This window comes from Cupriavidus pauculus (genome assembly GCF_008693385.1).
Classification (GTDB): Bacteria; Pseudomonadota; Gammaproteobacteria; order Burkholderiales; family Burkholderiaceae; genus Cupriavidus; species Cupriavidus pauculus_D.
Window position 1 is genome coordinate 2,913,917 of the sequence record NZ_CP044067.1, and the last position, 11,654, is coordinate 2,925,570.

Annotated in this window: 11 protein-coding genes; 7 read left to right on the forward strand and 4 right to left on the reverse strand. The window is 66.4% G+C overall.

From position 1 onward, the window contains the following. Positions 1–13: 13 nt before the first annotated feature. Genes FOB72_RS31320 through FOB72_RS31340 form a run of 5 tightly spaced genes read left to right on the forward strand, consistent with a single transcriptional unit; the run spans position 14 to position 4,335 of the window. Positions 14–805 (forward strand): ABC transporter ATP-binding protein, encoded by a 792-nt coding sequence (locus tag FOB72_RS31320; protein ID WP_150377095.1) that lies wholly within the window; start codon positions 14–16, stop codon positions 803–805. Next, positions 802–1,539, forward strand: coding sequence for an ABC transporter ATP-binding protein (locus tag FOB72_RS31325; protein WP_150377096.1), 738 nt, complete (start codon positions 802–804; stop codon positions 1,537–1,539). The genes FOB72_RS31320 and FOB72_RS31325 overlap by 4 nt, the downstream gene beginning before the upstream one ends. Then, the gene (locus tag FOB72_RS31330; protein ID WP_150377097.1) at positions 1,532–2,398 is read left to right on the forward strand and encodes a branched-chain amino acid ABC transporter permease; all 867 of its coding nucleotides are present in this window, start codon (positions 1,532–1,534) and stop codon (positions 2,396–2,398) included. The genes FOB72_RS31325 and FOB72_RS31330 overlap by 8 nt, the downstream gene beginning before the upstream one ends. 48 nt (positions 2,399–2,446) lie before the next feature. Next, positions 2,447–3,466 (forward strand): branched-chain amino acid ABC transporter permease, encoded by a 1,020-nt coding sequence (locus FOB72_RS31335; RefSeq protein ID WP_223851664.1) that lies wholly within the window; start codon positions 2,447–2,449, stop codon positions 3,464–3,466. A gap of 29 nt (positions 3,467–3,495) precedes the next feature. Beyond that, positions 3,496–4,335 (forward strand): SDR family NAD(P)-dependent oxidoreductase, encoded by an 840-nt coding sequence (locus tag FOB72_RS31340; RefSeq protein WP_150377098.1) that lies wholly within the window; start codon positions 3,496–3,498, stop codon positions 4,333–4,335. Positions 4,336–4,339: 4 nt separating this feature from the next. Here the strand turns inward: FOB72_RS31340 and FOB72_RS31345 are convergent, their stop codons facing one another. The 4 genes from FOB72_RS31345 to FOB72_RS31360 form a co-directional block, all read right to left on the reverse strand. Then, positions 4,340–5,866 (reverse strand): PLP-dependent aminotransferase family protein, encoded by a 1,527-nt coding sequence (locus FOB72_RS31345; protein WP_150377099.1) that lies wholly within the window; start codon positions 5,864–5,866, stop codon positions 4,340–4,342. 28 nt (positions 5,867–5,894) lie between these two features. Beyond that, positions 5,895–7,133, reverse strand: coding sequence for an NAD(P)/FAD-dependent oxidoreductase (locus tag FOB72_RS31350; RefSeq protein ID WP_191002322.1), 1,239 nt, complete (start codon positions 7,131–7,133; stop codon positions 5,895–5,897). Further along, positions 7,130–7,474 (reverse strand): non-heme iron oxygenase ferredoxin subunit, encoded by a 345-nt coding sequence (locus tag FOB72_RS31355; RefSeq protein ID WP_150377101.1) that lies wholly within the window; start codon positions 7,472–7,474, stop codon positions 7,130–7,132. Before FOB72_RS31355 ends, FOB72_RS31350 begins: the two co-directional genes overlap by 4 nt. Positions 7,475–7,566: 92 nt before the next feature. After that, on the reverse strand, positions 7,567–8,793 hold the full coding sequence (locus FOB72_RS31360; RefSeq protein ID WP_150377102.1) for a Rieske 2Fe-2S domain-containing protein: 1,227 nt from the start codon (positions 8,791–8,793) through the stop codon (positions 7,567–7,569). Between the two features lie 282 nt (positions 8,794–9,075). Here FOB72_RS31360 and FOB72_RS31365 point away from each other — a divergent pair, with 282 nt between their 5' ends. Together FOB72_RS31365 and FOB72_RS31370 are read left to right on the forward strand one after the other, a co-directional pair. Continuing rightward, a complete protein-coding gene (locus FOB72_RS31365) occupies positions 9,076–10,755 on the forward strand; it encodes a pyridoxamine 5'-phosphate oxidase family protein (RefSeq protein ID WP_191002323.1) in 1,680 nt (559 codons plus the stop codon). Positions 10,756–10,860: 105 nt separating this feature from the next. Continuing rightward, positions 10,861–11,487 (forward strand): FMN-dependent NADH-azoreductase, encoded by a 627-nt coding sequence (locus tag FOB72_RS31370; protein WP_191002324.1) that lies wholly within the window; start codon positions 10,861–10,863, stop codon positions 11,485–11,487. The last annotated feature ends 167 nt before the right edge of the window (positions 11,488–11,654 follow it).

An 11,654-nucleotide genomic window follows, 5' to 3' on the forward strand; every position in this document is an offset into this window, starting at 1 on the left:
CCATGGATTCAGCATGTCGATTTCCCACAAACACGACGCCGCAGCACTACTGCGCGTCAACGGCCTGTCGGTGCAGTTCGGCGGCACGCGCGCGCTGGACGCCGTGAGCTTCGCCATGAAGCCGCGCACCGTGTGCGGCATCATCGGCCCGAACGGCGCCGGCAAGACCACGCTGTTCAATTGCCTGAGCCGGCTTTGCAATCCCGACACCGGCACCATTCATTTCGCCGAGCGGGACATCACGACGCTCGCTCCCGAAGGCATTGCCGCAGCGGGCATCGCCAGAACGTTTCAGAACGTCGCGCTGTTCGATCGGCAGACGGTGCGGGCCAACGTGGAAGCCGGATGCTATCGGCATGTCCACGGCGGCACGCTCTCCCATCTGTTCGGATTGCGCCGGGCGAGCGACGCGATGGGCGACATCAGGGCGCGCGTTGGCGCACTGCTCGACATGACGCGACTGGCGGACATCGCCGATCGCCTCGTGGCGGATCTGTCCTTCGGTACGCGCAAACGCGTGGAGCTTGCCCGCGCGTTGGCGATGGAGCCACGCCTGCTCTTGCTCGACGAACCCGCGGCAGGCCTCAACTTCGAAGAGGTGGGCGAACTCGAGGCGTGGATTCGCCATATCAGCCGCGAGCTGGGCATTGCAGTGCTGCTCATCGAGCACCACATGAACCTTGTGATGCGCGTCTCCGACCAGGTGATCGGTCTGGAGTTCGGCCGCGTGATGGCGGATGGCACGCCGCACGAAGTGGCCAACCATCCGGAGGTCATCCGGGCTTACCTCGGGGATCACGCATGACATCCATACTTGCGGTGCGGAACCTGAATGCCGCCTACCGTTCGCTGGCGGTGCTCAGCGACGTGTCGATCGATGTGCCAGAGGGCGGCATGACGGCACTGCTCGGTGCCAATGGGGCGGGCAAGACCACGCTGCTTCGGTCCATCAGCAATGTGCTGGTGCGGGCCACGGGAGAGATCACGTTCGATGGCCGGCGCATCGACGGTCAGTCCTGCGATGCCATCGCACGCGCGGGCATCGCCCATGTGCCCGACGGACGCGGCACCTTCAGCCAGCTATCGGTCGAGGAGAACCTGTGCCTCGGCGCGATCTCGCGCCGCGACAAGGCCGCATGGCAGCGCGACATGGCACGTATGTACGAGTACTTTCCGCGCCTGCACGAGTACCGGCGCAAGCCCGCCGGCCTGATGAGCGGCGGCGAGCAGCAGATGCTGGCCATTGCGCGCGCGCTCATGCTGGCGCCGAAGCTGCTGATGCTCGACGAGCCGTCTTTCGGCCTCGCGCCGATGATCGTGCGGCAGATCTTCGACATCCTCCGCCAGATCAACAGCCAGCGCCAGTTGAGCATCCTGCTGGTGGAGCAGAACGCAAGCCTTGCGCTCGATCTCGCCACCAATGCATACGTGCTGGAAGGAGGGCGCGTGACGATCAGCGGTCCGTCGAGCGTGTTGCGCGGCGACGAGCGCGTGCGTCGCGCCTATCTCGGCCATCCGGAGGAGTCCGCTCATGCATGAACTGTTGCACCAGATCTCCACCGGTATCGTCAACGGCTGCATCTACGCGATGCTGGCGCTCGCACTGGTCGTGGTTTATCGGTCGACCCATCACGTGAATTTCGCGCAAGGCGAGATGGCGATGTTCAGCACATACATTGCCGCCATCCTGATCGGCGCCGACGTGCCGTATCCCCTGGCGTTTCTGGCGTGCGTGCTGTTTGCGTTCGCCTCCGGCGCGCTGGTGGAGCGCGTGGTGATGCGGCCGCTGCATCATGCGCCCGTGCTGTCCGTCGTTACCGTGTTCGTGGCGCTGTACGTCATCGTGCAGAGTGCCGCGGGTTTGGTCTTCGGCTATGAAACCCGCAGCTTCCCCTCGCCATTCGAGGCATTGGGTACCGATGGCCTGCTCTCCGGGCACGAGGTCGGCATCCTGCTCACCACAGTGGCCGTGCTTGGCGCGATGACCGCGTTCTTTCGCTATACCCGGCTGGGTCTGGCGATGCGTGCGGTCGCTGTGCAGCCGCTGTCGAGCCAGCTCGTTGGCATTCGCGTGAGTCGCCTGCTGATGCTGAGCTGGGGGATCGCGGGCGCGGTGGGTGCCGTGGCTGGCATGCTGGCCGCGCCGATCGTCTTCCTCGACCCGCACATGATGAGCGGCATCATGATCTACGCGTTCGCGGCCGCGATCGTGGGCGGCATCGATAGTCCCGTGGGCGCCGTGGTCGGCGGCATTCTGCTCGGCATCTTCGAGAACCTCGCCGGCGCTTACCTCGTTGGCACCGAGCTGAAACTGACGCTCGCGCTGGTCGCGATGATCGCGGTACTGATCGTCAAGCCGCAGGGGCTCTTCGGCAGCCGCTCGGCGCAGCGGCTCTAGTCCACTCCACCGCGTTTCCACCGCTCCACACTCGTTTTTACCGGAACCATGTCTGACTTTTTCTCGCAAGTCTTGCGCCGCCGGGGCTCGCCCGGCAGCCTTGCCCACACGCCCCACATGCCATGGCGTGGCGTCCTGCTGGCGCTATTGCTGCTCGGCGCGGCGTGGGTCGTGCTGTCCTGCGCCACCGGATATGTGGCATTCCAGTTCGCCCTCGTGGTCACCTATGCGGTGGCGCTGATGGGTGTGCAGTTCCTGATCGGCAGCAGCGGGCAGATCTCGCTCGGCCACGGCGCTTTCCTTGCGCTGGGCGCGTACACGGCCGCGATGCTGCTCGACAGCGGCTGGGCACCTTATTGGCTGACCATTCCCGCGGCCGGCGTAGTGGGCTACGCCGCGGGCTGGTTGTTCGGCATGCCTGCGGTGAGGCTGTCCGGCCCGTATCTGGCGCTGGCAACCTTTGCTCTGGCGCTTGCGTTGCCGCAGGTGCTCAAGCATCCGGCGCTCGAAGGCGTGACCGGCGGCGTCGCGGGCATCGGCATCGATACGCCGGCCGCTCCATACGGCCTGCCCCTCGACGCCGATCAATGGATGCTGCTGGTGGTATCGGCCTGTGCGCTGGCGGTCTATGCGATGTTGCGCCGTCTGTCGCGCGGCCCCGCGGGCATTGCGTTGCGCGCGTTGCGCGACCACCCGGCCGCCGCGCTGGCCGCCGGCGTGCCGGTGCGGCAATGGCGCGCCCGCGCATTCGCCACCAGCGCGGGCATCGTCGGCATGGCCGGCGCCATGCATGCGCTGCTGACGCATTTCGTCTCGCCGGATGCCTTCACCGTACTGCTCTCGCTCGGACTGGTGGCGGGCGTGGTGGTCGGTGGCACCGGCCACGCCCTCGGGCCGGTGATCGGTGCGCTGTTCCTGGTGTACGTCCCGAATATCGCGGAGGAGGTATCGAAGGCCGCCACCGGGCTGATATATGGCGTGCTGATGCTTGCCTGCGTGTTTCTGGCGCCCAATGGGCTGGCGGGTCTGCTGCCCTGGTGCCTCGGCAAGCTGCGCGCCAAACGGTAAACATTTCTTTCGTCGAACAAGGAGGCACGATGGATCATAAGAAACCCCTCGCGGGCAAGATTGCGGTGGTGACCGGCGGTACGCGAGGCGTGGGCAAGGGCATGGCGCTAGGGCTGGGCGAGGCCGGTGCCACGGTGTACGTCACCGGACGTACGCTACGGCAGGGCGGATCGATATGGCCGGGCAGTCTCGAAGAGACGGCCGCGGAAGTGACGCGCCTGGGCGGCGTGGGCATTCCGGTGGCCTGCGACCATGCCGACGACGATAGCGTGGCCGCACTGTTTCGGCGCGTGGCCGACGAGGCGGGCCAGCTTGACATCCTCGTCAATAACGTCTTTGCCGCGCCGGACCGCATGCCGACCAACGTGCCGTTCTGGGAACTGCCGGCGGATCTGTGGGAGATGCTGATGCGCGTGGGACTGCGCTCGCACTTCATCGCGAGCCGCCACGCGGCGCCGCTGATGGTGGCGCGCAAGCAGGGCCTGATCGTCAATACGTCGTCGGGCGGTGCCGTGCGCTATACGTTCAACGTACCGTTCGGTGTGCAGAAAGCGGGCGTCGACAAGATGGCCAAGGACATGGCCCACGATCTGCGCGAGCACAACGTCGCGGCGGTCGTGATCTGGCCTGGGTTCATCAAGAGCGAGAAGGTCATGGCGCAGCCGGACCGGCTGCCGCCCGCGCTTACCAAGCGCATTCTCGAACACGGCGAGACGGCACAGTTCGCCGGGCGCGCCGTGGCGGCGCTGGCGGCCGATCCGAAGGTCATGGAAAAGTCCGGCAAGCTGCTGCTCGCTGCCGAGCTGGCAGCCGAGTACGGCTTCACCGATATCGACGGGCGCATGCCCGAAGCGCCCTCGCGCGTCTGAGGGTTCAGACCGTTGCGATGCTGCCGGTCGGCGCGTCGCAGCGTGCCGCGTTTGCCAGCAACGCAGCCAGGCGGGCGACGCCTGGCTCTATCTGTTCCAGCGTGGTATTGGCAAATCCGATCATCAGGCCCTTGCGGCCGCCGGGGGCGTGCGCATGCTGGCTCAGTGCCTGCACCCCGAGTCCGAGCTGGGCCGCCTGTGCGGCAATGCCCGCGTCGTCGCTGCCCTGGGGGAGCGGGAGCACGAGATGCATGCCTCCCTCGGGCGCGACGAAATCCGCGGTCACGACACCACGGCGACGCAGCGCCGCAACCAATGCCGTTTGCCGCGCCGCGTAGATGGTTCGCATGCGGCCGATATGGCGGGCGAGGTGGCCTTCAAGGATAAAGTCCGCCGTGGCGGCCTGCTCGAGCAGCGGCACCTGAAGCTGGGTGAAACGCAAGGCGGCGCGGAATGCCGCCGCGTGCGCACCGGGTACGACCAGATAGCCAAGCCGCAGCCCTGGAAACATGATCTTGCTGAAGCTGCCGACGTAGACCACCTGCGCGGCACCGGTATCGAGTCCGCGCAGCGCGCGCAACGTGTGGCCCGCGTAGTGGAACTCGCTGTCGTAATCGTCCTCGATGATCCATGCGCCGGCACCGCGCGCCCAGGCGAGCAGATCGAGCCGACGCGACAGGCTCATGGTGATCCCGAGCGGAAACTGGTGCGACGGCGTGACGCACGCGAGGCGCGCGTCGGGCGCGAGCCGGAGGCCCGCGGCCACGTCGAGCCCTTCGTGATCGATCGGTACTGCTCGAGGATGCACGCCAGCGCCGAGCAGCGCGCCGAGCGCGTTGCGATAGCCGGGGTCCTCCACCCATGCCACGTCGCCGGGGTCCAGCAGTACCTGCGCCGCGAGCGACATGCCGCCTTGCGCGCCAGCGACGATAAGCACATCGTCCGGGTCGCACACGATGCCGCGCGACACGCCCAGGTACGACGCAATGGCGCGCCGTAGCGGCGGGTAGCCCGCCGCGCCCTTGTGGTCGAGGCTGTCGGTACCGAGCCGGTGCGCGCGGCGCGACACGATGCGGCTCCAGGTGTGCATGGGGAACTCTTCCAGCGCTGGCACACCGACGCGGAACGGTGTGTCGACCCGGGCAGCCGCCGCGGCACTCGAGGCGGCGCGCCCCGCGAGCTGCAGCATGCTGCCGGCGCGGGCCGACAACCGCGCCGAAGCCGGCCCCTGGCCAGTGGGTGGGGGCGACTGGATGCGGTTGGACAGGCGGCGCGACACCACGGTGCCGTGGCCCACGAGCGCGCTCAGGAAGCCTTCGGCATGGAGCTGCTCGTAAGCCACCACCACGGTGTTGCGCGAGACGTTGAGCTCGTCGGCCAGGTCGCGCGTGGAGGGCAGGCGTACGCCGGGTTCGATGCGGCCGGCGAGAATCGACGTGCGGATGCTGTCGCAAAGCTGCTGGTACAGCGGCGTCGTCGATGTCCGATCGAGTTCGCTGCACCACGCGGTGGTGTCGAGCATGGAGGTCATGGTGGGATCCGGGACATCGGCATGGCGGTTATAACAGTTCGCGTAGATTTCCCAGGCAATCGGTCACTCGTTGAAACGTCAACTGCGGATCGCGTTCGACGGCGCGCTTGAGGACACGGATGTCGCGCGCCCGGTTGATGCCGATGGCCCCGATCAGGCGCCGCTCCCGTGCGTACAGATGCAGGGCTCCGCCTTCCGCATCTGTCGACACCAGCGAGCCGTCCGCGACCAGAGGTGCACCAAGGACCTGCAGATTGAAATCGAATTGATCGGACCAGAACCAGGGCACAGCGTCGCCGGCGAGTTGCGGCCCGCCGGCCTGTGGAAGCATCGCCGAGACGGCGCGTACCGCCTGGACATTGGCGTTGTTCCAGGTCTCCATGCGCACGGCGCAACCGTGCCACATACAGGGGAACTCGGCCACGTCGCCAATCGCGTAGACGTGCGGGTTGGAGGTCCGGCCGCTGGCATCCACACAGATACCGTTGCCGACCGCGAGCCCGGCGTCCACGGCCAGTTGCGCGTTGGGAATCAGCCCGATCCCGACAACGACCATGCCGACCGGGATCGTGCCGCCATCGGATAGCGTCGCGGCCGTTACGCGGCCGTCGCCATGCAGCGTCTCGATCGAGCAGCCAAGCCGGATATCGACGCCGCGGTCCCGATGCGCCATCAGAAGTTCCGTGGCAATGGGAGCGGGCAGCGAGCGGCCGCAGAGCTGCGGTCCACCCTCGATCAGCGTGGTCGCCAGGCCAGCCTGCCGCGCGGCGGCCGCAATTTCGAGTCCGATCCAGCCGCCCCCGATCACCAGCACCGGCGCTTGCGCGGCCTGGCAGTCGGCAAGCGCGGCGCGCAGGCGGCGGGCATCGTGCACCGTGCGCAGATAGTGGACGTTCGCGCTGTCCGCGCCCGCGAGCGCGAGTCTGCGCGCTTCGCCGCCCGTGGCCAGCAGCAGTTTGTCGTAGGCCATCGATGTGCCGCTACGCAGCACGACCCGTTTTTCCGCAACGTCGATACGCGATGCCATATCGGCGAGGTAGAACCGCTCGCGCGGATGCTCGGGCGTGCACAGCGTCAGCGCCTCGAGCGAGGCGGTGCCGTTGAGAAACGCCTTGGAGAGCGGCGGGCGCTCGTAGGGGTACTGGTCTTCGGCGCAGATGACTGAAGTGAAGCCGTCGTAGCCGCGTGCGCGCAGGTGGCGGAGCGACGCGCCGGCACCTTGCCCGCCGCCGACGATGACGATGCGTTGCGGGGCGGCGGAAATCATGCGGACGTGACCTCGCTCGGTACCGCCACGTAGACGGCGTCGTCCTCGATGCGGACCGGGTAGGTCTTGACGTCGCATTCGGCCACGGCGAGGCACTTGCCATTGCGAACGTCGTACTTGGCGCCGTGCAGCGGGCATTCCACCACGTGGTCCTCGATAAAGCCCTCGGACAGCAGGGCGTAGGCGTGCGTGCAGACGTCATGGGTGGCAAAGACACCTTCGGGTAGCCGATACAGTGCAATCGGGATGTCGCGGAGCTTCAGCCCCTTGGGATTGCCGGGGCGCACGTCGGCAACCTGGCAGGCGCGCACCCATTCCTCGTGTTTCGTTTCGTGGTCCATTTGCTGCGTATTCCGATATGACAGATGCCGGTAAGGCGAACGGCGGGCGCGGGGCGGCACCCGCCAGAGCCGGCAGGTTGATGACGGGCCGCTCAGCGCGGGAGCGCACGCCAGTCTTGCTCGGCCGATTCCATGCGGCCGCCCGTGGCACGAATCGCGGCATGATCGCGGCCCTGCGGCGTGGCGCTCGCGGGCAACACGCCGCCGGTGTAACGGCGTACGGCGTCGAGCAGCTGGCGGCGAACGCGGATGATGGCCTGGTCGGCCGAGCACAGGTATTCCTTCGTGCGATCGACGATCGGCCCCATGCTGACCTGCGTAACGAAGTCTTCGATGACGATCTCGTGGAAGCCCGTGTGGTTGCCATGCTGCATGAGCGTGCGGTTCTGGCCCCAGTTCTGCTCCGGGCCGCCCGGCATGCCTCCCGCCATCGGCCAGGTATTGGCGCGCTGGGTCCGCTTCATCGAATCCACCGGCCGTTCGGTGTTGTAGTAGATGTACCACTGGATCAGGTGCGTATCGTCGATAGGCACCGCGATGATCACGGTGCGATCCTGGGCCGCGCCAATGCCGATCGGCGGGATCAGCCCGTAATACGGCATCACGAACTCGGTCACGCGCGCCACGCAGGAGCCGTCCGGCGCTTCACGCAGCGCCGCCGCCCGAATACCGTAGTCGGTGTTCTCGAACTGGTAGCGCACCGCGGAGTTGACGCGCGTGGCCGCCATGTCGGTCGGCGAGCTTTCCAGCCAGCTCTGATGCAAGAGCGCGATGTGCGAGGAGTCGATGGTCGCTTCCACGCCCTGTAGCCAGTTGGCGTTCAGCTCGATGCCGCATGCGTAGGCCTGGGTGGCGGGAAGATTCATCCATTCGAAGTTCGGCGGCGGTGGCGCCTCGCCTTCTTCACCCAGCCAGACCCATACGATGCCGGCGCCTTCCACGGTGGGGAAATGGCGGACTTTGACCGTATCGCGGAAACAATCCGGGTTCGACGCTTCGTTGGGGACTTCCAGCACATCGCCCGTCACGCTGATCTTCCAGCCATGGAAGATACATCGGATGGCGCAATCTTCGTTGCGTCCCAGTGCCAGCGACACGCCACGGTGCGGGCAAGCTTCGTCCAGAAAGCCGATGCGGCCATCGGTGGCGCGGAACGCGACGAAGTTCTCGCCGAACAGCCGCACGCGCACGGGGGCACCGTCCGCTTCCAGCCGGGACGACAGCACGGCCGGCATCCAGTAGAGCTGGCGCAGCATGCGCCCCATGGGCGCGCCGTTCTCGACGCGGGTCAGCAGTTCGTTCTCATCAGCAGTGGTCATCTTCGGTATCCGTCGTGGGTAGTAGCCAGCCGGCGCGCCGGCGTGTAGTCTGTCGCAATATCTTCCATAGAAGATAATGGCATGGGTAAGTTAGACCGAAGCCTTTACGGTGTCCATTCTTCGGTTGCCCAGTCCCGGGTTATCCCTAGTGAGTTGGGTAAAAGATGGTTGGGGGATTGGACTGGTCGAGGCGCATGGATTGGTCCTTTCGCCAGGACCAATCGTGCCGGAGCATGGCAATACCAGTGGCATGCGGTATCAGGACCGCAAAAGGAAACAGACATGAATGACACCAGCTACCCCGTGACGGATCGCTCGCGGGTGCGCCTGTTCGGTGGGCGGGGCTCGAATGACAAGCAGGCCATCCACGAGATCATCGACGCGGCGTTGTATGGCGTCGTGTCCTATCAGATCGAGGACCAGCCGTTCGCCACGCCGACCATGGTCTGGCGCCACGGCGATTACGTGTACTGGCATGGCTCCGCGGGCAGCCGCATGCTGAAGCATGTCTCGCAGGGCGTGAACGTTTGCGTGAATTTCACCCTGCTGGATGGCTACGTGCTGTCGCGGCTGGCCTCGGCGCACACGCTGAACTATCGCTCGGTCATGATCTTCGGGCGGCCGGAAGCCGTGGCCGAGCCCGCCGCGCGCCGTGAACAGCTCGAGTATTTCCTCACGCGCTATTTCCCGGGGCGCTGGGACGAAGTCAGGCAACCCACCGAAGCCGAACTGCACAGCATCATCATGGTGCGCATGCGGATCGAAGAGGGCTCGGCGAAGCGCCGTGCGGGGCCGCCGGCCGACGGTCTCGCCATTTTCGGTGGCGAGGCGCTGTACGAGCAGCAATGCTGGGCCGGAGAAATTCCGCTGGCGACGGTGGCGCTGCCGGGGCGCCCGGCCAAGCGGCTGCACGAGTCGGTGGCGACTCCCGACTACGTGACCGGCTTTGCCCGGCGCGCCGGCTATCGGACGCCCGCCGAGGTGAACGCGCACGACGGCCGCTACCCGGTGACCGTCAGCGAGACCGAGATGGTGGGCCGCGACATCAAGCGCTTCCGGCTGGCCGTTGCCGCGGGGCCGGCACTCCCGACGATTGCCGCTGGCGGCCATGTGCGCATCGGCACGGTGCTGGACGACCGCACGCGCGAGGCGCGGCAGTACACCGTTGTGGACGTGGCGCCGGACGGCAACTGGTGCGATATCGCGGTGCTGCGCGAAGCCGCGGGGCGTGGCGGCTCACGCTATCTCCACGACGAGGTGGAGGTGGGCCGTATGCTGGAGATCGAGGTACCCGAGAACGAGTTTCCGCTGGATCCGGCCACGCGGCACGCCATCCTGATCGCGGGCGGGATCGGCGTGACGCCCATCGTGGCGATGGCGCGCGCGCTGCGGCGCGCGGGCACGTCGTTCGAAGTCCACTACAGTGCGCGCGGCATGGACGATGCGGCATTCGTCGACACATTGCGCGAGATCTGCGGCGATGCGCTGCATCTCTATGACACCGCGGCGGACCACGGCGCGCGCATGCGTTTGCCCGAACTTCTGGCCGGCCGCCCCGCCGGCACGCACAGCTACACCTGCGGACCGGCAGCACTGATCGATGCGGTGGTGGATGCGGCTGCCGCGGTGGGCTTCCCGGCGGCATGCGTGCATCACGAACTGTTCAAGGCACCGGCGCCGCTGAGCAGCGACAAGCCCGTGACCGTGTCGTTCGTCCGGTCCCGGCGCGAGTTGCGTGTGGAGCCCGGTACCTCGATCCTCGATGCCGCGCTGTCCATCGGTATCCCTGTGCCGCACAGCTGCAAGCGCGGCGAATGCGGGTTGTGCGCGACGAAGGTACTGGGCGGTTCGAAGGTTTCCTATCGCGACCGCTTCCTGACCGATGCGCAACGAAGTAACGAAGCGCTGGCCTGCGTTTGCGTGTGCTGGGCCGAGGGTGAATCCCTGGCGGTGGATCTCTGATCGGCTGGGCAATCGCGTGAAAGGCGCGGCAGCCCGGTGAAAAACAACCGATGATCGTGCGCGCTAGATCGCGCCATCATCGGTGCAACAAGCAAAGGATTCAACGTGACCAAGATTCTTCATATCGTCGGCTCGCCGCGCGAGAACAGCCAGTCGGCAATGGTGGCGCAGGCGCTGCTCGATACGTATGCCGCCAAGCATGCGAACCCGCGCATCGATACGCTCAACCTCTGGGAGCTCGATCTGCCCGAGATGCGCGAAGACGTACTCAACGCGAAATACGCGGTGTTCGCCCGGCGCGAGCATACGGCCGAGCAAGCCGCCGCATGGGCCACCGTGCAAAAGGAGGTGGCACGCCTTCTCGAGTACGACGTATTGCTGTTCAGCGTTCCGATGTGGAACTGGGGGCTGCCGTATCGGATCAAGCATTACATCGACGTGATCACGCAGCCGGGGCTGACCTTCAAGTGGACGCCGGAGCGTGGCTACGAAGGGCTGGTGCTTGGCCGGCGCGCGGTGGTGATCTATGCGAGTTCGTTCGACTACGCGGCCGGCACCCCGCTCGCGCCGTTCGATCATCAGAAGCCCTATCTCGAGGATTGGCTGCGCATGATTGGCGTGGATGCCATCGAGACCATCGCCTTCGGTCCGACACACCCCGACGCTCCGGCCATGCCGGCTGCGCGTGAACAGGCACTCGCGCGTGCGGCCGCCATCGCGGTGTCGCTGTAATGCCATCACGCTCAGGCACGCTCGCGCCGCAGCGCTGCCGCACGACAATGGTGCGCGCTGCATGCAATGTGCACGCAAAAATGTACAGCAGGCTCGAAATCGGCATGCAATCGTGACGTTCTCCTGCGTTTAAGGGTAAACACCTACGACGCGTTTCCGATCCGATT

Excerpts from the sequence above, each read along its gene's own strand:
- FOB72_RS31320 (WP_150377095.1), top strand. The coding sequence starts at position 14 with ATGTCGATTTCCCACAAACACGACGCCGCAGCACTACTGCGCGTCAAC.
- FOB72_RS31325 (WP_150377096.1), top strand. The coding sequence starts at position 802 with ATGACATCCATACTTGCGGTGCGGAACCTGAATGCCGCCTACCGTTCG.
- FOB72_RS31330 (WP_150377097.1), top strand. The coding sequence starts at position 1,532 with ATGCATGAACTGTTGCACCAGATCTCCACCGGTATCGTCAACGGCTGC.
- FOB72_RS31335 (WP_223851664.1), top strand. The coding sequence starts at position 2,447 with ATGTCTGACTTTTTCTCGCAAGTCTTGCGCCGCCGGGGCTCGCCCGGC.
- FOB72_RS31340 (WP_150377098.1), top strand. The coding sequence starts at position 3,496 with ATGGATCATAAGAAACCCCTCGCGGGCAAGATTGCGGTGGTGACCGGC.
- FOB72_RS31345 (WP_150377099.1), bottom strand. The coding sequence starts at position 5,866 with ATGACCTCCATGCTCGACACCACCGCGTGGTGCAGCGAACTCGATCGG.
- FOB72_RS31350 (WP_191002322.1), bottom strand. The coding sequence starts at position 7,133 with ATGATTTCCGCCGCCCCGCAACGCATCGTCATCGTCGGCGGCGGGCAA.
- FOB72_RS31355 (WP_150377101.1), bottom strand. The coding sequence starts at position 7,474 with ATGGACCACGAAACGAAACACGAGGAATGGGTGCGCGCCTGCCAGGTT.
- FOB72_RS31360 (WP_150377102.1), bottom strand. The coding sequence starts at position 8,793 with ATGACCACTGCTGATGAGAACGAACTGCTGACCCGCGTCGAGAACGGC.
- FOB72_RS31365 (WP_191002323.1), top strand. The coding sequence starts at position 9,076 with ATGAATGACACCAGCTACCCCGTGACGGATCGCTCGCGGGTGCGCCTG.